This is a genomic window from Vibrio sp. EA2 (genome assembly GCF_033042495.1).
In the GTDB taxonomy this organism is placed as follows: domain Bacteria; phylum Pseudomonadota; class Gammaproteobacteria; order Enterobacterales; family Vibrionaceae; genus Vibrio.
The window spans coordinates 411,961-435,409 of the sequence record NZ_JAWLID010000001.1 but is presented as its reverse complement, the minus strand read 5'-3'; the positions used below and the strand labels follow the sequence as shown (position 1 = coordinate 435,409).

The 23,449-nt window shown below is 42.7% G+C and carries 19 protein-coding genes; 7 read left to right on the top strand and 12 right to left on the bottom strand.

From position 1 onward, the window contains the following. Positions 1–164: 164 nt before the first annotated feature. Positions 165–1,712 carry a glutamate synthase-related protein gene (locus tag RXX31_RS01925; RefSeq protein WP_317587400.1) on the bottom strand — a complete coding sequence of 516 codons (1,548 nt, stop codon included), beginning with the start codon at positions 1,710–1,712 and terminating at the stop codon, positions 165–167. Between the two features lie 152 nt (positions 1,713–1,864). Between RXX31_RS01925 and RXX31_RS01920 the strand changes: the two genes are divergently transcribed. Beyond that, positions 1,865–2,344, top strand: a complete 480-nt coding sequence (locus tag RXX31_RS01920; RefSeq protein ID WP_317587399.1) for a YbaK/EbsC family protein — start codon at positions 1,865–1,867, stop codon at positions 2,342–2,344. Between the two features lie 142 nt (positions 2,345–2,486). Here RXX31_RS01920 and RXX31_RS01915 read toward each other — a convergent pair whose 3' ends face one another. Beyond that, complete coding sequence (locus RXX31_RS01915; protein ID WP_317587398.1) at positions 2,487–3,035, bottom strand: GNAT family N-acetyltransferase; 549 nt, start codon at positions 3,033–3,035, stop codon at positions 2,487–2,489. A gap of 9 nt (positions 3,036–3,044) precedes the next feature. Beyond that, positions 3,045–3,500 carry an NUDIX hydrolase gene (locus tag RXX31_RS01910; RefSeq protein WP_317587397.1) on the bottom strand — a complete coding sequence of 152 codons (456 nt, stop codon included), beginning with the start codon at positions 3,498–3,500 and terminating at the stop codon, positions 3,045–3,047. 194 nt (positions 3,501–3,694) lie between these two features. Here RXX31_RS01910 and RXX31_RS01905 point away from each other — a divergent pair, with 194 nt between their 5' ends. Continuing rightward, a complete protein-coding gene (locus tag RXX31_RS01905) occupies positions 3,695–4,600 on the top strand; it encodes a DMT family transporter (protein ID WP_317587396.1) in 906 nt (301 codons plus the stop codon). 360 nt (positions 4,601–4,960) lie between these two features. Here RXX31_RS01905 and RXX31_RS01900 read toward each other — a convergent pair whose 3' ends face one another. Next, a complete protein-coding gene (locus RXX31_RS01900) occupies positions 4,961–5,347 on the bottom strand; it encodes an MAPEG family protein (RefSeq protein WP_317587395.1) in 387 nt (128 codons plus the stop codon). 78 nt (positions 5,348–5,425) lie between these two features. After that, the gene (locus RXX31_RS01895) at positions 5,426–6,148 is read right to left on the bottom strand and encodes a sulfite exporter TauE/SafE family protein (protein WP_317587394.1); all 723 of its coding nucleotides are present in this window, start codon (positions 6,146–6,148) and stop codon (positions 5,426–5,428) included. 469 nt (positions 6,149–6,617) lie between these two features. Between RXX31_RS01895 and RXX31_RS01890 the strand changes: the two genes are divergently transcribed. The 3 genes from RXX31_RS01890 (at position 6,618) to RXX31_RS01880 (ending at position 9,525) form a co-directional block, all read left to right on the top strand. Beyond that, positions 6,618–6,932, top strand: a complete 315-nt coding sequence (locus RXX31_RS01890; protein ID WP_317587393.1) for an Hpt domain-containing protein — start codon at positions 6,618–6,620, stop codon at positions 6,930–6,932. Positions 6,933–6,996: 64 nt separating this feature from the next. Next, a complete protein-coding gene (locus RXX31_RS01885; protein WP_317587392.1) occupies positions 6,997–8,616 on the top strand; it encodes a response regulator in 1,620 nt (539 codons plus the stop codon). A 300-nt stretch (positions 8,617–8,916) separates the two neighbouring features. Beyond that, a complete protein-coding gene (locus RXX31_RS01880; protein ID WP_317587391.1) occupies positions 8,917–9,525 on the top strand; it encodes a response regulator transcription factor in 609 nt (202 codons plus the stop codon). Here RXX31_RS01880 and RXX31_RS01875 read toward each other — a convergent pair. From RXX31_RS01875 to RXX31_RS01855, 5 genes are all read right to left on the bottom strand, one after another. Beyond that, entirely contained in the window at positions 9,522–10,409 is an 888-nt protein-coding gene (locus RXX31_RS01875) for a LysR family transcriptional regulator (RefSeq protein WP_317587390.1), read from the bottom strand. The two genes, RXX31_RS01880 and RXX31_RS01875, sit on opposite strands and share 4 nt — an antisense overlap. Before the next feature lie 168 nt (positions 10,410–10,577). After that, a complete protein-coding gene (locus RXX31_RS01870) occupies positions 10,578–11,945 on the bottom strand; it encodes a GGDEF domain-containing protein (protein WP_411197961.1) in 1,368 nt (455 codons plus the stop codon). After that, positions 11,942–12,553, bottom strand: a complete 612-nt coding sequence (locus tag RXX31_RS01865) for a response regulator transcription factor (protein ID WP_317587389.1) — start codon at positions 12,551–12,553, stop codon at positions 11,942–11,944. Before RXX31_RS01865 ends, RXX31_RS01870 begins: the two co-directional genes overlap by 4 nt. Positions 12,554–12,557: 4 nt before the next feature. Continuing rightward, positions 12,558–13,712, bottom strand: a complete 1,155-nt coding sequence (locus RXX31_RS01860; RefSeq protein WP_317587388.1) for an EAL domain-containing response regulator — start codon at positions 13,710–13,712, stop codon at positions 12,558–12,560. Beyond that, positions 13,696–17,376 (bottom strand): ATP-binding protein, encoded by a 3,681-nt coding sequence (locus tag RXX31_RS01855; RefSeq protein WP_317587387.1) that lies wholly within the window; start codon positions 17,374–17,376, stop codon positions 13,696–13,698. The genes RXX31_RS01860 and RXX31_RS01855 overlap by 17 nt, the downstream gene beginning before the upstream one ends. Positions 17,377–17,847: 471 nt before the next feature. Here RXX31_RS01855 and ylqF point away from each other — a divergent pair, with 471 nt between their 5' ends. After that, the gene (gene ylqF, locus RXX31_RS01850; protein ID WP_317587386.1) at positions 17,848–18,792 is read left to right on the top strand and encodes a ribosome biogenesis GTPase YlqF; all 945 of its coding nucleotides are present in this window, start codon (positions 17,848–17,850) and stop codon (positions 18,790–18,792) included. Positions 18,793–19,097: 305 nt separating this feature from the next. On the opposite strand, the gene RXX31_RS01845 is transcribed toward ylqF, so the two are convergent. Both RXX31_RS01845 and RXX31_RS01840 read right to left on the bottom strand, forming a co-directional pair. Continuing rightward, positions 19,098–21,188, bottom strand: coding sequence for a hybrid sensor histidine kinase/response regulator (locus RXX31_RS01845; RefSeq protein ID WP_317587385.1), 2,091 nt, complete (start codon positions 21,186–21,188; stop codon positions 19,098–19,100). A gap of 174 nt (positions 21,189–21,362) precedes the next feature. Then, a complete protein-coding gene (locus RXX31_RS01840) occupies positions 21,363–21,911 on the bottom strand; it encodes a GNAT family N-acetyltransferase (RefSeq protein ID WP_317587384.1) in 549 nt (182 codons plus the stop codon). A gap of 271 nt (positions 21,912–22,182) precedes the next feature. Between RXX31_RS01840 and RXX31_RS01835 the strand changes: the two genes are divergently transcribed. Next, a complete protein-coding gene (locus tag RXX31_RS01835; protein ID WP_317587383.1) occupies positions 22,183–23,307 on the top strand; it encodes an acyl-CoA desaturase in 1,125 nt (374 codons plus the stop codon). The last annotated feature ends 142 nt before the right edge of the window (positions 23,308–23,449 follow it).

The window sequence follows — 23,449 nt, the reverse complement described above, 5'->3', positions numbered from 1 at the left end:
CAGAAGCCGCTAAAAAATGTTCACTCGATAAAATGAATAGAAAATATTCATTTATAACAGCGTAGTCTATACGCCAGACTACTGATGACTTTTTAGCCAATATTTTGTTGGTTCCAAAATAGGTAGAACTAGCCAAACCTATAACCATTTCGAGTGAACATGAATCAACGGTAAATATCAGTAACACCTGAGTACTTAATCCCAGATAACTGGGCCATATTCCTGTCCCATGTGGCCAAATCATTTATGTTGAATTGACCTAGTGCGTCATGCCCACATGCTCTAGCCATCACCTGCATCAACTCTACCGAAGCATCAAAAAAGTTGTTCAATTGTTTGGATGATTTGTCGATATCAAGACGCTGTCTTAAATCTGCTTTTTGGGTGGCTATACCTGCTGGACAGTTATTGGTATTACAAATTCGTGCTGCAACGCAGCCTATTGATTGCATCGCACTGTTGGCAATGGCGATACCATCCGCCCCTAAAGCCATGGCTTTAACAAAGTCCATTGGCACTCTCAATCCGCCAGTGACAATTAACGTGACATTGTCACTAACACCTTGTTGATTCAAATATTTACGAGCACGCGCTAAAGCAGGGATGGTAGGCACACTGATGTGGTCACGAAACATGGATGGTGCCGACCCCGTACCACCGCCACGTCCATCAAGAATGATGTAATCCGCACTCGCATCTAAGGCAAACTGAATGTCTTGTTCGATATGATTGGCACTGAGCTTAAAGCCGATAGGTATTCCTCCGGTAATGTCTCGCACTCTATCGGCAAACTTTCTGAAATCTCGGGCGGAATGAAGGTCTGTAAATGTCGGAGGTGAAATCGCAGGTTCTCCTTCAGGAATGCCACGTATTTCCGCAATTTTCCCAACGTTTTTACTGCCCGGCAAGTGCCCTCCTGTCCCTGTTTTAGCACCTTGTCCCCCTTTAAAATGGAAAGCTTGTACGTTTGCCAGTTTTGACTCGTGATAGCCAAATTGAGCGCTCGCTAGTTCATAAAAATAGCGAGAGTTCGCGGCTTTCTCTTCAGGCAACATGCCGCCTTCACCAGAGCAAATCCCTGTTCCTGCTAATTCTGCCCCTTTAGAGAGCGCTATTTTTGCCTCTTCAGATAACGCACCAAAACTCATGTCTGACACGAGTAAAGGAATCGCCAGTTTGAGAGGCTTACGAGCCTTTGGACCAACCACCAACTCGGTTGCTACCGGCACATCTTCCATGAGTGGTTGCGTCGCCATCTGTGCGACCATGATTTGTATCGCGTCCCAATGCGGTAAAAGATTCCTTGGTACTCCCATCGCAGCCATCGGCCCGTGATGGCCAAGCTTAGAGAGCCCTTCTCTGGCCAGTTGATGAATAAACTCCAACGTAGGTTCTTCTTGTGTCGAGGCCGCCGCTGGTTTACCGCTTTTCTCTTTTTTCACTTCAGGCGCTTCGTGTCCCACTTGATCTGCGGTGAATTGTTTATGAGTACCATCGCAAAAAGGGGCGTTGGCGGTCTGTTTACAGCGGCATAAGTAAGCTTCTTCATCATTTTCGGCAACAAAGCTCATCGGCTTCAGACCGGTCCCTGAATGTGAACCATCACAATAGGGTTGGCTTTCAGAGCGGCCACAACGACAGAAGTAATATTCTTTCCCTTCCTCCAGGTTGACTTTGATCGGCTTGTTATCGGCGATAATTGGTTTACTCATGTTGCCTCCAGTTCTGTTTTTGCCTGTCGTTCTATCAGGCTTTAACGTAAGCGTAGGACAGGTGCTTATTAGCGTCATTGAACCAAGAGAAAATAAGCGATGGCTTCACTTATCTCCTATACTCTTAAGGGTGTAATACACGTGGAGGTTTTATGACGATTGCAACCCGATTAGATCAATATCTGACTGATCATAATATTCACTTTCAAACAGTGAATCACAGCCACAGTCATAGCTCACTTCAAAGTGGTGTATCTGCAGGTATACCTTTGATGAACTTGGCAAAAGCCGTGATCCTTGAAGATCACGAGGGTCATCATATGATGGCGGTATTACCGGCCAACAATAAAATCAGCTTGTCGAGACTCAACGACGAGTTCAACGCTTCTTTCCACTTGGTTAAAGAAAGCATGGTTTATCGTCTTTTTACCGACTGCGAACACGGGGCGGTACCGCCAATTGGTAGCCCATATCACATGGCAACGGTGTGCGATGAAAGATTAGCAAATCTGGATCATGTCTATCTAGAAGCGGGTGACCATGAAACATTGATCAAACTAGACAAAGCGTCGTTCAAAGAATTGATGGGCGACTGTAAATACTTAAGATTCAGTAGTGAGGTTCTACATTGATGCTCCCCCAAACCTCGTAAAAGGCTCTTTTCGTTCTGCGTTAAGAGCCTTTATTTTTATCGTGTTAACTTAACTTTCTGATATGTGCTTGTTGCGATAAACCCGTGTCGGGCGCCGCTTTACTTTGTCTAGTTCACTCAATTTATGTTAAAGGCAACTCGTAGACTCCCAACCTCTGAGAGCGATCCAACATATCGAAATCATGGTCCAGATAATGTTTCAGTTTCGCCCCGCTACGCTCCGCAATTCTTATACTCGGAATATTCTCTTCTAAGCAGTGAAACTGGATCGATTGAGCATTTCCTTTCTTTTTAAGATACAGGATCAGAATAGAGAGCGCCTGATCGATCAGTTGATTACCTCTGCCATGATCCGCAAGCCAATAAGCGATCTCGGTCGTGCGTGTCTCTGGATCGACCCCTTTGGAGCCAATCACTCCGGCAAAACAATCTTCGAAGTAAATCGCAAACCAATATGCATCTACCGCGTGGCTATTTACTCTCTGGGATATATAGTAACCCGCTTCTCTTCTGTTGGTCACAAAATCAGTCCAAGGCAAATAATTGGCTAATCTTTTACGATTCGCATTGACGGTTTCGAGTAGCTCAACAGAATGTTTCGACGCTAACGGCTCTATCGATATTGTTTCAGATATCCTAAAGCGCGCTTCTATATCATCGCCTGGAAGCATTATTTACCTTCAGTATTGGTCTATGAGTGTAAAAGGTGTCAGTTTAGACTTATCAGCATAATGCATCCACACATGCTCATAAAGTTGGTGTTGGTTTGCAAAAGGGGCCAATTGTTTCGCCTCCTCTAATGTGCACCAGCAATATTCAGTATGTTCGTGGTTGAGCGTGACATCTTGGTTGGGTGGGCAAAAAAGAACAAAACACGGAATCACCATGACACGGTTCTTTCTGGCTTCATAAAACTGCTCGAGAAAATCTGCCGTGTGCAGTTCAACATCGTCGATTTGTGTTTCTTCTTTGAGCTCTCTTAAAATCGTTTGCCATCCAAGCTCCCCCTCTTCTACTCCGCCAGCGACATGACACCAGTAACCGCCTTTCACGCGTTTTAAAAGCAACATTTTCAACATGCCGTCTATCTCTGAAAGGACGACGCCGGACACGTGAGTAGCTTGAATTGGGATCATATGGTTTCCTTCTTTATTAGGCAGATTTATGTCAAACACATTAAGTCATGTATCGATACATCCCTATTGATTGACTCTGCACATAAATGTCAGGGCGTAATGCCATTTTATCGGTAAATTTCATTTTATCTAGTGGCATATTTTGACTACTGAGTATGTTAAAGTGAGATCTCACGCAACAAACGAGCATTCTCATGTCTAATTCTTTAAGCACCATGGTTCCCATTGGTGTTCGCTTTATGGTTCTCTCGGCTTTTGGTTTCGCACTGATGTCTGCGACGGTTAAACACGTCAGTTTGTACGGTATACCAGTCTTTGAGATCGTAGCGGCAAGGGCCCTTGTTTCTCTGGTTATCAGCTACTTAGATGTGAAACGTAAGCGTATCTCTATCTGGGGAAATAACAAACCCTTACTACTTGTTCGTGGTGCAGTAGGTACCGTTGCGCTGGTCTGCGTATACTACTCGGTTACCACGCTACCTTTGGCAGAAGCGACCATATTCCAATATATTCACCCGGCATTTACCGCCTTGCTCGCGGTATTTTTCCTAAAAGAGCGGATTCAACCTTCAACACTGATTTGCATCGCGCTATGTTTACTAGGCATCTATGTCATGGTTCGACCAGAGGCAGGTGCATCAGCCGAACATGCACTACCTCCATTTAGCGTCATGATGGCACTATTAGGCGCGTTCGGTAGCTCTATTGCGTATGTCATTGTCAGAAAATTAAGCCAGACAGAAGACAGCTCAGTCATCATCTTCTATTTCCCGCTAGTCGCCCTTCCGGCGTCGATAGTATTGATGGGTGACAATTTTGTTGTGCCGGATCTCTATCTGACCCTAATGTTGATTTTGGTCGGTGTATTCACCCAAATTGGTCAACTTGGTATGACAAAAGCCATGCAGACCCAAGAAGCAGGCAAAGCCTCAGCCTACTCTTATATTCAAATTGTCTTTTCTGGGCTAATAGGGATTGTCATCTTTGGTGAGTTACCGTCAATCTGGACTTATATTGGTGGTGCGTTAATTGTAACGGGCGCGATGATAAACGCTTTTGGTCGACACGTTCGGTTGCCATTTGCACGAAGAAGCGCGTAATAAATTGGCCAGTCGGACCCTCGTCCTTTAACTTGAATACAAAAAAAAGCCAACCACAATGTCTGCGATTGGCGGTATGTATATGTGAACAAATTGGTTCACTAACAACGTCAGTTGGCTAGGTGACCCTCGGCTTAGAAAGGGTCACTCTGGTTAAAGCACAACGCATGCCAGCTTTCAAATGCACTACAACCGCTTGATATTCAACTAGCATCACTAAAATATCATCGATAGGGACCATTTGCTTACGCATTTTATTGCAAAGTGCAAAGCCGATTTAGCATTTCGCAAACTAAATACCCCTATTGTTATAATTGTTAGCAATGGCTATTCGGGTCTCTGACGACGCTTTATCACCTATTACCAAAGTTTCCCGTAAGGCAGATAAATCATATTCAAAACCACTAGCGCCACCATGATTAGAAAGGTTAACTTCATCCCTTTCACTCTTCCTTTCAGGCTTTCTTGCAGAATCGCTCGCGCGTGAATAATACGACCAATCACGAAGATGATACCGGTAAGATGAATCCAAACCGGTTGGGCTCCATTGAACTCTAACAGAGCCATCAATATCAATGTAATGGGTATATATTCACTCGCGTTGCTTTGAGCACTTCTTGCGATTTGAAGTGATTCGACCCCACCATCAGCGTGAGCAACCTTATTTATTCGTCTCTGTTTGATGACCTGGATTGCCAGCCAAATGAGTAGTACAGCTAAAATACAAGCATAGAGAGCGGTGATCATATCCATTCCTTCTGATTTATCGTTCTAGGCACTGTCTATCACTATAGTTAATTCATGACACAGAGTCAGACAACCGATTTACAAGCTCATTCCCTGAACAATGGCGGTAAATCCACTCACGAAGCAGAGTATGAGCGCACCGATACGGATCTTTTCTTTCGGTAGGGATTGTGTCGTCTTTATCGCTAACCAGTAACCAAAGGCCGCGGCAGGTAACAAAGGAATAGTGATTAGCAAATGATTCAATGTAAAGAAACCGGCGGGTATCTGGACTATCAATGAAATAATAGAACTGAATACAAAGAATGCCGATAAGTTACCACGTAACTGATTAGCTTCTTGATGTTGCAGTAAAAGCGCCATTGGTGGGCCACCTATCGCTGAGCTGGTACCAAACAAGCCAGAAAAGAAACCCGCAAACGTCATCCGCCCTGGTGTCGGTTCGATTCGAAATGGCAGAACACTGACTATTACGGCAAATAGCACCAAGATACCAATCCATAATGTGAGTGCTTCTGTCGATACGAAAAATAGCATCACGCCACCGGCAATAGAGCCCGGAATACGCCCTATCAACGCCATTTTCAAGCCACCAATCTCAACGCTGCTTCGGTGCTTCATTGCATTCATCAATGAAATAAATAAGGCGACCAAACAGATGGGCGCGGGAACATATTCTGGAGACCAGATTATAAGTAAAGGTGCAGCAACAATCGCTAAGCCAAAACCAATTGCCGTTTGAACGTAAGAGCCCAGAAAGATTAGCCCTAACGCTACCAAGTTTATCGAATCGAATTCCATCGAGACCATTCTTATTTTTAATGAGACAACGAAAGCGTCAACCAGTACCTTCTGCGCAATACGTGGAATGTATTGGGACGCTTAACCCCGTGTAGCATTCATTAAAGTAAATGAAAATACAACGTATTTATCCCAACAGCGTAGAGAAATCTAGCCCAGCGAAGACGACTGGTTATTGCTACGAGTCTGGCTGCTGCCATATCGGTCCTACAGGAATCCCTCTACATTAAGTAAGCCGCTCGTCAATATTATCCCAATCTGAAGTAGGAATGCCCTTACAAGAGAAATAATCGAAATATATCAGATAGTTATATTTCGACATCAAAACGAATAACCTTGACCTATCTAGTGGATTTGTACACGATCAAACTCGTTTTATTGCTACTGGTAATCACCGATTAATATGAATTCTCGCTCTACGTTATACACACACTGGTTACTCAATTTCCCTAAAGATATGAGAGCTCATATGGCGGACGTCTACATCGATACCATGGAGCAGGACGCTACTCTACTGAAAACGTTGTTATTCACGGATTCACCAGATCTCCCAGCCACATTGTCCGTCGTCCACAAGATAAAAGGGAGTGCGACACAAATAGGGTTGAGAACGATCGGCCAGTCGGCTACCTATGCAGAAAAAGTAGGAAAAATGGAGTCAGCAGACTATCCATGTGCCCTTTCATCGTTAGTGAGAGAAATTCAGCAAAGTATTATCGATGTGAAACATTGGAAGTCTCATAACACTAAAAAAGGCAAATCAGCCAAGGTTTACTGTTATTAGTACCACGAGTAGTTCCACAATGTTCATCTTATTCACTAAGTTCGATTCGTGAGGATATAGCGCTATGACCCCTAACCTTGATACGCGCAAGATTCTAATCGCTGATGACTCTCAACTGGTCGCCAGCAGTATCACTTCTATTCTCAACCAATCCGGACTGGGTAACATTTACTATGCTCATCAACCGGCAGAGGTCATCGATTTGTGTGGGAAGACACAATTTGATTTGATCCTCTGTGATTATAATTTTCAAGCCTCACTTAACGGATGCCAACTTTTGGAAGAACTGCAATATGCTTGCATTCTCCCACCGCATACGACATTCATTTTCCTTACCGGAGAGGATAACCCAAATGTTATAAGATCCATTGAGGACAGTGACGCTGACGACTACTTCGTCAAGCCTTTAAACTTTAAGATCTTTCGTGATCGACTATTGTTGGCAATGGAAAGACGGACGGCGCTTCTGCCTCTTTTCAAAAACCTTCAATCAATGGATTTTAATAATGCGGTGGAAGCCAGTAGCGCGTTACTACCTCTTTATCCAGAGTATTCTATTTCCATCAAACGATATCGTGCACTTGCAATGGTTAAGAGCAAGCAGTTCGCTGACGCGCGTAAAGAGTATGAATCCCTCCTCAACGAATACGATTTTGACTGGATTAAGATTGCACTGGCCAACACGTTACTCAAAACCAATGAGCTCGGAAAAGCTCAGCAGATTTTAAACACAATTAGTGAGAAATCGGAAAACCCTTATTATCACGACGAGATGTCTAAAATCGCGGTTGAAAACGACGATTTCACTGCGGCAATAAAGCACCTGAAACAATCGATCGCATTACTAGATTCTGGTGCAGAACGTGAACTAGTGATCACCAACCTCTCCTTAGCCAACGAGTCATACGATGATGCTGTGAATTATATTCGCCGATACGACGAAAAGAATACGCACACATTCAGAGATGAAATATACACCAAACTTAATTTCACACGGTGCTACCTATATCGTGCGCTCAATAACCCTTTAAGCAACTGTTTCGAAAGCTTGTTGTCTGGGTTAAATCCGATAATCAGCGATATACAAAGTCATCCTCAATTTAAGACCCATGCTCTTTTGCTCTCTGCACACATTGCACTGATACGTGGAGACATGAAAGCCGCCGCAGGAGGAGTCAAACAAGCGCTTAACAGTAACGATTTAACGCACTTTTACGACCTTTATCACCTTTGTGTATTACTTGAGCGTTGTTCCTTATTGGAAGAAATGGCGTCTGTTTTACCTCTTGCTCACGCTGCAATTTCAGATCTACAGCACCCAAGCATTCGCCGTAGTCAGCTACACATGTTAGAAAAATTGAAACTACGCCTGGTACAGGCTCAGCGAAGAGTCGATTCAATAAGAAGGCAGTTGTCAGAGAAGAAATCCACGTCAACACCGGGAATGACCTCACACTTTGACCACTATTTTAAGTTACATGATCTTTTTCCTCACTCGGAGAAAATTTGCTTAGCCATCGTAAAACTGGCGTCACTTCGTCCCTTTGATTATCACGGCGAGTACCTGATTTTTAATAAGCTTGATGAGTGTGATCAGGTGGTCACGACGACCTATAGCCGCGAAGAGCTAAGTAATATGAGTTACGACACTATGTATCAGACTGCAAAAGATAACATTAGATAGTTAGGCTTATAGATGGGCAAAAGCAAACACAAAACTATACACAAACCCTACAAGTGCCGCGCGTTTTAGCTTGCTCTTATCGTGTAATATAATTACATAATCAACCTATAAATACTCTCTAATTACCCAAAACTCCAATGCCCTCTGGTATTACGTTCAGCCAATCAATCTCTTGTGAATTTCGTTTTTTGAAAATGTCATTTTCCTTCAATTATTCGGGAATTTTCCTACAATCCTAATCAATCCGATAAGGTTGTACCCGGACAAGAAATTAACTTTAATAATTAAATGAGGTCCACTGTGAAAAACGTTCTTATTATTGATGCACAACCGCTTTACAGTGAAGCACTTGCGACTCTTGTAAACAATGTAATGAATACTGCAGATGTAAAACAGTCAACTAGCAGCGCAGAAGTCATGGACTTAGTTCGAAATCAACGGATTGATTTAATTATCTTAGATGTCGTCATTGGCGATCGGGATGGTATGCGTTTAGCTAAAAATATTTTAGCGACCGGATACCAAGGTAAAATTCTATTTATTTCTTCAAAAGACTATTCGAGCCTATCAAAAGCCGCTTATGAGCTTGGAGCGAATGGCTTTTTGCATAAAAACGAGAGTAAGCAAACCATTATGGATGCGATTGTCAGCGTTTCTCGTGGTTACTCTATTTTTAAACTGAAGCACACACAGTCTTCAAGCGGTGTTGCCCTTTCGAAAAGAGAAGCAATGGTGTTCCACTACTTGGCGCAGGGCTATTCTAATAAACGAATTTCTGAACAACTGTCACTGAGCGCAAAAACCATCAGTACTTACAAAACAAGAATTTTGAAAAAGTACCATGCGACCTCGCTAATAGAATTGCTACATACACTGCCACAGTCAGAGAGTCCTCAGGTTTTCGGTTAAATCGCCATATATTTAGCAATGGCACCAGTTAAAAGCTGGTGCATTGCATCAGAGCGATGGCTTTGCTTCATCTGCAACACGACTTTTGGCCAGCCATTCATATAATAAGATTCCGGCACCCGTATAAATCTATAGCCATCTATTGGGGAAAGAAACTCGTGTAATACCGTTGCCGCCCCCATCTCCTTCACGAGTTTAAGTACTGCACTGACGTTATCAAAGGTTGCAACCCTATCGATAGTCAATCCTTTCTCTTCCATCACTCGTTTCGCAATTTGTTCCCGCTCTTTCCACCCTACTAGTCCAAGCATGACGAAAGGTAATTCAGCCGCTTCTTCTAAAGTGGTGATGCCGGACTCTTCTGATACAACAACAACCGCCGGCGCATAGCCGACAAAGTGTTGGTAAATGGATTTTGGCAATTCATCGTTAAAGTAATGCAGCTGAACGTCTACTTTACCAAGCAGTATGTCTTCAACTGTATGTTCGTTATTGGTCGTTATCGTGATGTGAGCTTTAGGAAATATCGACATTAACTCCATTGCAAGCAGGTGACCAAACGAGTATTGCGCGACTTGAGGTAAAGCGATGGTAATGTCTTTTTCGTAGTTTTCTGGCTGAAATTCTGAACGAAGTAAACACGTTTCTAATTGATCGAGTGCTGCAGCGATTTGCGGTAATTGGCGTACTAAGTAGTCTGTTGGTTCAAAACGGTGAGGATGGCGAATAAATAACTCGTCATCAAGCTGCTCCCGTAAACGGGCAAGATATTTGCTGATCGATGCTTCGCTTTTCCCTAATGCTTTAGCTACAGGTTTAAGCTGACGATGCTTTTCTAACAAAACCAGTATTTTTAACAGATTGAGATCGAGATCTTTATTCAAAACGAGACACCACTGACGTCGTAATTCTTGAGTAGAAAAAGTAAGGCAGCCACCTTTTCAACAAGCGGCTGCCCTAATATAAAAGACTAAAGTTCTCGTTTGGTCAACTTTATCAAGCGCTTATGTCACCAAATTGTTTATATTCTTATATACACAATACAACGTGTATTAATCTCGGCGTTTTTTCATCTCATACAGTTCTTCATCAGCACGTATGATTACATCTTCCAGCACTTCATGCTCTTCGCTTGTGGCTAATCCAGTACAGACGCTAATTTCGATATCAAGTGCTTTTAGACGATTGTCTTTTACGACACCCTGTAATTTTTTAGCAAGTACGGACGCCTGGCTTTCGCTACAACTAGGCAATATAGCTAAAAACTCATCGCCCCCGGTCCGTATCAGATAATCACTATTTCTAAACACTTTCTTCATCGACTCAGCAATGATAGCGATCGCATCGTCACCAACATGATGCCCATAACGGTCATTGATTTTCTTAATGCGGTTGCCGTCAATAGCCATCACGGAGTAAGGCGCTTCTGCTAAGCGACTCTTAAACGTGTTATCTTTAAATAATCTGCGGTTATACAAACCCGTTAATTCATCTTTTGTTACATCAGTCAATGCGTTAGCAAGTTGCATCTTGTTCTGATTGGATTCATGAGCCTTGGAAAAATAGGCAAAAGCAACAATAAAAAAGATCACATACAGATAGCTATAATCCACGAGCAATTTACTGAACGGGTACTGGTAAACGATCAGGTTATTATTATCTGCCATATAAGATTGGGTATACGCAAAATTCGCCCATGGGTAGCCAGGAAAGTAAATGATCAGCTGCTTATTCCCATTATTGATGATCGACTCTACCGCCTTTCCTTCTTCGTAAAGCGCAGTCAAATGCATCTGAGTAGAAAACTCCCCAACCAGTTCATCCTGGTGATAAACTGGGCTCATGACGCTCAATGTGTATTCTCCTGTAGAGCGGCTCTTAAACGGCTTAGAGAACAACACACGATCCGTTAATTGACCTTTCCATGCATCTTTCACACAAGAAATATTCTCTTTACACAGCTCTACATTAAATACACTTTTATTACTTTCTAGCCCTTCAATCGGACGCTCAACAATGAGTTTATTTCCCTTATACGAGCGAAAGTACAATATCGAAGCGGTATCTTTATAGACATTCGATAAATATTCTTCCGCCTGATGGAACACTTTACGTGCTACCGCTTCAACGTAATTGAGTTCTTTACTCGAATCTGAAGAATATATGGCATCTCGAAAACTCAAGTCGGTTAGCGACTCTATCTCTTCAACACTACTATTACGGTGCTGCTCAAGCTGAGATTCTGTCAGTAAGCCTAACAGTATCACTTGTTGCTTTACCTTAGATAACCGCTCAACATAAGAGTGGAACTGCTTGTTCTCATAGGAGAATACGACCGCACCAATAGTGACGACCGACGTAACAAACAGTAAAGTAGCGATGAAGAGTGACAACGAGACATTTCTTAGATTCACGTTCATATTGCGTCCTTTAAATCTCCCGCAACTCTCGTTAATTCAACAATATTATCCACATTAAATTTATCGAGTACGCGGCGCTTATACGTGCTGACGGTTTTGTCGCTGATGGATAATACTTGTGCTATATCGCGGTTCGATTTACCTTGTAATAGATACTTCATTACCGCGCTTTCTCTGGTCGAAAGCTGCGGTGCCGCCTTTACTTCGCTAGCGACCTGCTTAAATTTAAAGAATGAGTACCCTTTCGATACCGCTTCTATGGCATCTTTAAGTATTTCATGGTTTTCAGATTTACATACATAACCATCCGCGCCTGAGCGAAATGCCATTTGGCTGTACATCTGGCTCGTTTCAGCAGAGAAGAAGATGACTTTCCCTTCGTAACCGTGTGCCTTGATGCGTTTATAGAAATCAAAGCCGTCACAGTCGGATAAGTTCACATCTAATATTAATAACTCGATATCACATTCTTTCACCGCCGTCAGCGCAGCTCTCGAAGAAGTGGCGGTAAGCACTTCATTCGCAACACCTAGTTCTTCAAGTAAGTATTTAATGGCGACACAAACGAGTGGATGATCGTCAAAGATTAAGCAGTTTAATTTATTCATATCTTTAGTTCAGTATGGTTATTGCTTCTAAGGGCATTGGTTTATTGATGTAAAAGCCTTGGCAAAGGTCGATGCCATATTCACGCATAACTTTCATCGTCGCTTCGTCTTCTACACCTTCTGCGACAACAGGAATATTTAAACTTTTCGCTAACGAACGGATGGCAACAACGATATTTCGTTTTTTGGGATCGCTTTCGATACCGTGTACAAAAGAGCGATCTATTTTGAGTTCGTTGAAAGGCAGTTGCGCGAGTTTTTCAAACGTTGAAGAGCCCGTCCCAAAGTCATCGATAGACACTGTGACGCCGTTCATTCGCAACTTGAGTAAATTTTTATAGATTGAAGCGCTGGCCTGGAACGTATCACGCTCAGTGATTTCAATCGTGAGCTGTGCCGGCTCTATATGGTGCTCATGGCACTGATTAAGAAAACGGCTGGCAAAGTGCGCATCTTCTAAGTTTGCGTGATCAACATTGATCGATACTTTTTGCGTGAAGCCTCGATATTTGATGTCATAGATGAGGTTACTGAATACCGCGTCAAACAACGCTTTAGACAAACCACAACGCTCTACGATCGGCAAGAAGTGAAATGGCGATAAAACACCATATATTGGATGATACCAACGGGCGAGCGCCTCATAGCCCAGCACTTCACCACTTTTCGTACCAACTAGCGGCTGATAGTAGTTTTTTACTCGCCCACCACCTAACGCCAAGACAAACTCATTATCTTCAACTTCGACCGGCTGAGTAAATGTTGCTTTCTTTAGTGTCTCTTGCTGCATTTTGCTAACGATGTCAGCGACTTCAAGCTGGTCATAAGGCTTCTGTAATTTACCAACCACCTCGAAACTAAAATCACTGCACATGGCTTTAACCGCAGAAATAATAGTGAGATCCATAGCGCTCACTATCACCACTTTGCCTTGAAAGTTGATCTGATCGAGTAACTCCATCATGTCGACCCCATCTCTACCCGGCATCATAATATCGCAAAAGATCACGTCAAAATGCGTGGTTTCTGCACACATAATAGCCTCATCTACGCAATTGAACGCGGTGACATAAGCACCATGTTTTCGTAATGCGTGTGTCAGTAAAGTGGTTTGAAGAGGATGATCATCGATCACCATCGCGCTAAGTGTTCTGTTCATGTATTTTTTTCCAGTTCGCTACATTCTCGATCTCCTGCTCGATATGTATGATTAATTCTGCTGCATATTTATCCAATTCAGTAGCATTGACCTTCTCTGCCTCAATACAAAGATCGGTTAACATTGAAATGCCTATGGCTCCTACCGCTCCTTTTATTCCATGAATCACACGTTTTTTGTCTGTATCAGTCACAGCACTCTTCAATTTGGCAACATCCGCGGCCATCGACTGGCTGAAGACTTGTGCGATTTCTTTGGCATCTTGTGAAGTAAACTTATCAATCCAACTCAGCGCTGATGTGTTGTCTGTCTTTGCTAGGAACGGGACCAATATAGATTTCAATTTATTTAGGTCGTAGGGCTTATAAAGCACATCATCCATGCCTATTTCTTTTGCTTTTTCACTCGCCAGGCGCGAATCTTCGGCGGTAACGCCTATGACAGGAAGCGCTTTATACTCCTGTGAAGACCTAACATTCTTAACCAGTTCAAAGCCGTCCATTTCGGGCATATGGAAATCCGTCAAAAGCGCACTGACCCGTTGATTTTGCTGCAGATACGCCCATGCTTCACGGCCGTTATTAACAATAACTGGTTCAATATCCAACTCGCGCATCTGCATCAAAATGATGTTTTGGTTGATCGGGTTATCTTCCGCAATCAAAACCGTTCCCTCAATCCAAGTTATCGATTCCTGATCTAACTCGGTTGAAATCACATTTTGATGGCTTTGGTCAAACACACTTAATAAGGTGTCAGGGTACTGAATCTCACGTAATGAAAGACAAATTGGCGCGATATCATGTTGACTAAACAGAACGCCTTTATAGCGCCCCTCCATATCTCGTTCAGGTAATAGGTTTACCGTGTTAGCTTCACCTTCACTAGATGCTTTCATATTCCAGGTTTCACACCACTGACGAACACTCAATGGTAATGTGTCGCTGTATGTCAGTTCTGGGAAGTATTCATAGTTCAGTTCGCACAAGGTAACCGGAAGCTTCACGACCATCGTCGTGCCAAGACCATATTGGGAATCAATCGCGAGTTCACCGCCCATACATTGGATCAGGCGGTCAACAATACTCAGTCCCAGACCTGTTCCGCCGTATTTGCGAGTAATCGTGTCATCGGCCTGGACAAAAGGGTCTAAAATGCCTTTTAACTGGTTTTCAGTCATCCCGATACCAGTGTCTGCCACTTTTAAAATGAGCTGAGAATCATGAACAATGACGCTAATCGCGATTTCACCTTCAGAGGTAAATTTGACGGCATTGGACAGCAAGTTGGTAATGATCTGGATTAATCTTAATGAGTCTATTTCCACCAGACGATGGCGAAAAGGCTTTACGATAACCTTATAATCCAGACCTTTATCCAGCGCTTTAGGTTCAAAGCTACGTAACACATCACAGAGTGTTGAAAGTAAATCTGTTTTTACAGGGACGACAGTTAATTGCCCTGCCTCCAACTTAGAATAATCCAAAACTTCATCAACAAGCGTATTTAAATGATTAAGCGCAAGCATCGCCTGAGAGATAAGCTCACGGTTTGACGCATCCTCTACCTGACGCTGGAGCAGATCGAGAATGCCGTGTGCTGCAGATAGTGGTGTCCTTAATTCATGGCTCATGGTTGCCAAAAAGTTCTCGCGCGCACGTACCGCTGTTTGTGCCTTCTCTTCTGCGTCTATAAGTGCTTGTTCACGCTCTTTCTGATGGGTGATGTCTTGAATCACGGTGAGTACGAATTTTTTATTCCCACTCTGCGAGGAAATAATTTTTCGCTCCCGGTAAACGTGGTTAATACCTAATTTACAGCCCGATGACGCCACTTCTTCTGAAATTCGCTCCCCTTCAATAACATTGCTCAGCTCTTCTTCGTTATCCACAAGACGTAGACCAGTGGAACCACTTTGAAGACTACAACCTTGGCACTGACCATGTTTATGGCGAGCACAGTTGCTCATTTCCAAGTGATTATTCTCGTCATGGATAAATACCAGGCTATTAATCTCCTGAATGATTTCCATTAGCCACTGTTTTTCTTTTTCTTCGTTATTGGCATTCAGCTCAGCCAATTTCACTTTTAACCTCAAGTGAGCCAAAACAAAGTACGCAACCACGAATAACAAAACAAACGCAACCACGCCTGACACAACGACTCTTGTCATGTGTTCGTCGTCATAGCCATAAACTAAGTTGAAGTTTCGGTGCGAACGAAGCAGTTTTTCTATCTCGTTTGAGTCAATCGTATCGATAACGCTATCGAGCATGTTTTTAAGCTGGGTGTTCTGGTTGGACACCGCGAAAGCGATTGAGAATGTCAGTTCATCATGTTCATTGATGATTAAACCATCGACCTGATCCTGTGCAATCAAAGTTTGGACAATATCATCAGACACATAAGCCATATCCAACTTACCAGACTTCAGATCAGTCAAAATCTTCTTAGGATCATCGTAGCGAGAAAATCGATCATGTTGCCATGAGTCTAAGTAAACTAACCCTTGCTTTTTTAAACTGATCAAAATGCCCAGCTTCGAATTTTCGCTCACATCCACATCGTGTTCTTCCGTTCGAATAGCGACGAACTTTTTGCGCATAAAAGGCTTAGTCACTAACCAGTCTGAAGCAGGAGCTTCATCCACATAAGCGACTGGCACAAGATCAGAGTTGAACGCGGTTATTCCACTACTTAAGCTAGCGTTTGGCTTAACAAACTGAAATGACAGGCCAGTTCTTGATTGAATTAACTCAATGAAATCTAAGAGAAATCCGTCTAACTGCTCGGAATTCTCATTTCTAAATAAAAACGGATAAGCCTCTTCACTGCTACTGTAAGTAATCTTGTGAGCATCTCCCAAGTGCTTGCGGTATTCCACTAACAGCTTGTCGTTTATGTGGTAAGGGTTTTGCGACGCAACAGAGCGAATATTTTTTCCACTCTTTTCCCAATTCAGAATCTTATTGATCTGATTAATCAGGTTTTGATTATCTTGCGAAGTAATAAAGCTTACCTCTTCATGACTTAGCCACTCAGGTATGTCTACTAATCCTGTGACGATATCGTGCTGATCGAGATACTGACTTATCGCCACATAAGTAGAAATGAGTGCGTTAGCTTGCCCAGAGCGAACCTTTTCAAATGCTTCTAGTCGGGTTCTTACGTAACTGATATTGTCGAAGCCCTGAGTTTTCAGGTTGTCACAATATGAGCTACCTTCAACACAGACCCAGTGGATGTCTTGATGATCGCGTTGTTTCAGGCTGGCGTCTTGGTACCAAACCGCAATAGTGCTGGAGAAAAATGGCTGCGAGAACAGGAAACGGCTTTCTCGATCACTTGTCTTACTGAACCCCACTGCACCATCAATAACCCCGCTCTCTACGTCAGCTAACAGAGGAGGAATATGCGTATAAGCACGGAGCTCGAGTGTGAAGTTGAGTGCTTTGGAAATGTTGTTTAAGTAATCAAGGTTGATGCCATAAAAGGGGCCAACACTGTCGAGTTTTGAATCTGTCGAATTACGCTGAGTAATCACACCAACAACGATCGTTTCTTTTTGCTCTTTGTGAGTAGATACCGCAGATGCATTAAAAGAAATCGCGACACTAAAAAGCGTAACGGATAACAACAATAAATTTCTTAGAATGCTGAACATAAAGACTTCCTCTGATTGGGAAGTCAGACTAATCTGAAGGGCTTAAAAGTCAAATGTCAGGCCACTACAGAAATCACTCTATTACACTGATAGTATTACATTATTTTAAAATACGTAAGCGCATTCCTACAGAATCTTCCACCTTTGACTACACTCTATTTGCACTCGACGTCTCAGAAAATCATCTTAATTACATTGCTTCCTACATTTGGAGCAAGATAAACAACACCGGTATAAGCTCAAATATTCGACACTTGATACGGACTAACCGGTTTTTCGCCATCATCTTGGGTGCTCTTTGGTATTACGTGATAAACTGCACCATTAATAGCAGAATGAAGCTCAACTCTGCGGTACATAGGAAAGAAACCTCTAATAACCAGTATGCTGGCCTCATCAAATTGAGCAGCCGATAATTCAGGTTAGTGACCGTACCCGTTATGAGCATAAGAATTTAAGGTAGTAACTCAAATGGTTAACAACTCAATCCAGTGGTTTCCGGGCCACATGCACAAAGCTCGTAAAGAGATCGAAGAAGCCATCCCACAGGTGGATGTGATCATCGAAGTACTGGATGCCCGTATTCCTTTTAGTAGCGAAAACCCTTTGATTTCTCAGATTCGTGGTGAAAAACCGGTCATTAAGGTATTGAACAAACGCGATTTGGCTGACCCAGAACTGACTCAACTCTGGATAGAGCATCTTGAGCAGGAACAGAATGTGAAAGCCATGGCAATCACGACTTCTGAACCTCAGGAAGTTCATAAAATCATGGAAATGTGCCGTAAACTTGCTCCTCACCGCGAAGAGATCGGCAAAAACATTCGCACGATGATCATGGGTATCCCAAATGTGGGCAAATCAACCATCATCAATACACTTGCAGGTCGTACGATCGCGGTAACCGGAAACCAACCAGCAGTAACACGCCGTCAACAACGCATCAATCTGCAAAATGGCATTGTTCTATCTGATACCCCTGGGATTTTATGGCCTAAAGTAGAGAACCCGCACAGTGGATTTCGTCTTGCGGCAACAGGGGCAGTGAAAGACACGGCGATGGAATATGATGAAGTGGCCTTTTACACTATCGAATACTTAGCGGCGCATTACCCTGAAAAATTGAAACAGCGTTATCAAATCGATGAGCTTCCAGAATCTGATATTGAAATTATTGAAGAGATAGGTCGTCGCCGTGGTGCATTACGAGCTGGTGGCCGTGTTGACCTCCATAAAGTCTCTGAGATTCTGCTTCATGAGTTGCGTCAGGGGACACTAGGACAGATCACCTTAGAGCGTCCCGAAATGATTACTCAAGAGCTTATTGAAGTGGAAATCGAAGCCGCACGTAAAGAAGAAGAGAAAGCGAAGCGTAAAGAAGAGCGACGTAAACGCTACTTACGTAACAAACGTTAACTCGTAGCTTTTAATTCGTAAATCCAAAAGCTCAGCATCATGCTTAACGCCAATCGCTTAACGTCCAAAATCGGGTCATTCCAGCGAGCCATAGCGAGACTAGGAATCTATTATCAGCGCGCTAAAAAATATAGGCATAATTTTTGCCACAAAGTGCTCGGATAGAAGATTCTGAATCACGCTCCTTCGTCGCTGTCCAGAATGACTGGTGGTAGTGTTCTACCGTTCTCTGCCAAACGAACGATATTAAGCATCATGCCGAGCTTTTTTATTATTTCATTAATAGGAAGTTACTGGCGTTGGTATTAGACCCAGTTTGCAATTTTATCGAGTAAACGGTTTTTATCGGCAGGTTTCACGATGAAATCAGACATGCCTGATGAGCCGATTTTGTCCAAAGTAAAGGCTGTGCTGTCCCCTGTGTAGGCAATAATAGGCACTGAGGCATACTGCTTATTAGAACTTCGGATGACTCTTGACGCCTCGATCCCATCCATCACCGGCATTTCAATGTCCATAAGAATCACATCGATATTTTCTGTTTCTAAGGTTTCGACCGCTTGCTGACCATCTGATTTCTGAATTACATCAAACCCCTGCTTTTCCAACAGTATTGCGGTGAATTTACGCAACGATTCATTGTCATCCACCACCATGATGGTGCGTTGGCATGAAGGCGCTATAGCTACTGTATCACTGTTGTTTGATGAACCAGTCGTATCATATGAATCAAAAAGAGCTTGGTCGAAAGTATTAGCTGTATTGAGTAACCAAGCCTGAGTCTCTACCCATATTACTTCTTTAGCTGAGCGGTACGCGCTTGAAGTTGAATGATGTTCGAACAAATAAACAATTGGCACTTCGCTAAAGGCAAGCAGTGATTCGAGTTGTTCGAGCTGATTAGCACTCTCGTCTAAGCTTTGTAGATCAACAAAGATGGCATCGTAGTTAATTTCATGTTGTTTCTTATTCAGGACTTCATTAACCGCTAAACAGTTGAGTGAAAAGCCCATGTGACTGCTCGCTTCCGAGCCTCTGGACACCAAAATTTCCTGATGAGTCACCATGAGAACCTTCTTCAACGTAATCAGGTCTTCTTTGATCTTGGTGACGACTTCTGAATTTAATGATGGAAAAGTCAACGTAAATTGCGTCCACTCCCCCAGAACGGACTTCGCTTCAATACTACCCCCATATGAGCACATCACCTTTTTACAAAACGGCAACCCCAGACCATAGTTTTTTGATTTTCCGGTAGTGTAAAAATCTTCAAAGATATTTCTAATCACGTCTGACGCGATACCCGAACCGTTGTCCGTCACAATGATATTGTTCGAGGCTCCTTCACTTTTCAACTCGACGAGAATATGGAAATCTTCGTAGCTACGATGGTGGAATGAGTTTTTGAAAAGGTTGTACATTACATATTGAAGCAGCGTATCACTCCCCAAAAAGTAGAACTCGTCCCTCACGTCTAGTGAAATAACACGCTTGTCTGTTGAGCGATCATAGCTAAAATTCTCAATTGCCTGCTCTACAACATTTCTCGCGGAATACTTTTTGAAAGTGGAACGCGAAATACGATTCTCATCAATAGAAGTGAGTAATAAATCAATCGTCTCATTCGCTGAGTGAATGATGCTCATAGCATCTTGGCTAACGTTGTGTAACAACACGACATCTTTAGCACTCATCACATACTGATCTTTGTGTCCGAGGGTATTGGCAGGCAAAACAGAACGAATCAGCTCAATTGATGCCGATAGACCACTCAGAGGGTTACGCATTTCGTGTGCAATCCCAGCACCGAAGCACTTCGCCAATGACACTTTTGATTCATGTTCGACTTGGTTTCTAACATAGAACAAATTGCCAAACACGTAGATAAACAAGAATATAGGTACATGAGCCCAATCCATGGTGATATCAATTTGAAAACCTTTTGCTACCCAAGCAAAAAACGTCGCTAACGCAACCCCAACAAACGTCTGGGCGAACATTACTTTGGTCAGGTGTACCAACAATATGTGCAAAAAGATCGCGCACATAAACGACATCACCCATACTTCAGACCAATTATTCATCAACAACATATAGAAGAAGAAAAATGGTAAGCAGAGTGTGACGGTGACCTGGTAATAAATATGAATGTAACGATGTAAAATCGGCGGGAAATGGTTTCTGAAAATAATGCCAAGAAATAACAGCGAGCAGAACAAACGCAGCGACAAATTCTCATAAGCTTGTGGAAACATCATTTCCCAAACGACGTAATAAAGCGGATAACCGATAAAACCTAGCCAACCAACTAGTATCAGGTTTGGCTCTGCATACTGATAGACTTTGCGTATCGAATTCGTATTAGCAAATTTATCTGCTTTACTTTGATCTTCCATGTTTGTCACTGATTATCATTATTATTATCTTTTTTGGGGTGGTGATTATATATAACTCACCAGAGATAAACAGTATGATTTGGTATAAAAAACAGACAACATTGCGCTTTAGCAACATAAAGAGCAGCGTTTTGCTGCTCTTTATGTATACAACTTCATACGCGGTTGTGAAGGCTAAGAATAGACAACGTGATCTTCGATACCGTTGACCAAGGACTGTGCACTAGGCCAGCTGAACACCTTTTCCATCACTTCCGTGCCTCCTGGTGCGCGCCAAATTCGCTCTTGGCACTCTCGACCACCAATATGACGATAAAATTCGATTGCAGAAGTGTTCTGCGAGACAACTTCCAGATATAAACCACAATCTTTGAAGTATTGCTGCTGCCATTCAGCGGCGGCGAGTAATAGTTGTTTACCTATACCACGGCTGCGAAACGATTCATCGACATGCAGTGCATCGATAAAAGTACCACGCTCAAAATCATGGTTACCAAAGATACAGACAAAACCAATTAAAAGACCACCCTCTTCCGCGAGTACGATATGTTGGTTGAAAGGCGGGTTGGTAAGGCGGGTTTGCCAGATTAGCAATTTATCATCCAGAACGTCTTTGTCTAAATAAGTGTTACTTAGAATGCCTTGATAGTGACGCTTCCAACTCTCTGAATGCAGATGTGCAATACGCTCATAGTCCTTATATTCCGCTAGTCGTAAATCCATTACGTGTTCCTATATTCTTATATATGCTGCTCTTCCAATTAACCTTAGCGTTTTATACCAAAACAAACCTAACTTGCCGGTAGATTTCACAAAGCTTAAGCCAAAGTTCATTTTTTAATACTACTCATTATTTAATTAAAAGCAAAATGTGCCGACAGATTTATTAGCTATATACTATAAGAATCATCACAATTGTATAACTTCAGTTTGACTTACACGTGTACGCTGATATTCTGGCGTACAGTTGTTAGCTCAAAGTCAGGAAAACATTGTGACTCAAAACAGACCACCTCTTATCTGGTTGAATATATTAATATTTATTGCCAGTTTCGTACTTACCTTCGTTGTTACTCCTTGGTATGCCTACCACTTTGGATTAGGGTGGGAGCACTTAATATGGGGCGTTGTCGCGTTCAGTTTTACCAATTTATCAATCACAGCGGGCTATCATCGTCTTTGGAGCCATAAAACCTACGAAGCTCATCCAATTTTACGTGGGATATTCGCACTGGGCGGCGCATTTTCTCTACAAAATAGTGTATTACACTGGTCTTCCGATCATCGCGTCCACCACAAACACGTGGATAACAACGATAAAGATCCCTATTCAGCGAAGCTTGGCTTCTGGTACTCACATTTAGGCTGGATGTTGCGTGATTACAACCAATCAAAAGACAACGACTACACTAACTGCCGTGATCTCAAGCGTGACAAGATCGTGATGTGGCAGCATAACTACTATGTTTTGCTGGCGCTTATGACCAATATTGGTTTTCCGGTTGCCTTAGGGCTCATTTATGGTGATGTCTGGGGCATGCTATTAGTGGTGGGTGCAGTTCGTCTATTTATGAGCCACCATACTACCTTCTTTATCAATTCATTGGCTCATATCTGGGGTAAGCAGACGTTTACCGACAAAAATACAGCACGCGATAACGGTATTTTGGCCTTCTTTACCTTTGGTGAGGGTTACCATAATTTTCATCATATCTTCGAGAATGACTATCGCAACGGTGTTTATTGGTGGCATTACGATCCCACCAAGTGGTTGATCAAATCGTGCTCTTGGCTTGGATTAACTTCAAAATTACGTACGACTCCTACTTTCAGAATAGAAAAAGCCCGTGCGACCCAATTGTTGAAGAAGACCAGAGAGAAACTGGAATCGAAACCGAACACACAACCTATTCTCGACCAACTTCAGCACGAATTTGATTCTTTGGTTCATCATATGCAGGAGTACTATGAGGTTCGAAAAGAACTGATTGGTAAAAAGACAGCTGACGTGGTCAAGAAGTATGAATATTCGGTCTGTAAACTGAAGTATCAGCAGATCAAAGCGGAATTTGAAAGACAACAGCAAAGTTGGAATCTCATGGTTCGTCGATACGCGTAACCCTGAATCAACAATCAAACTAAAGCTCCGACGTGTCGGGGCTTTTTTCTTTGGACACTCTTACCTCACAATCAGGCTACAACCTCCCATTTCGCGCACTTTCCACTCTCCTTCCGCTCACTTATTCCGGCTTTAGACTAGT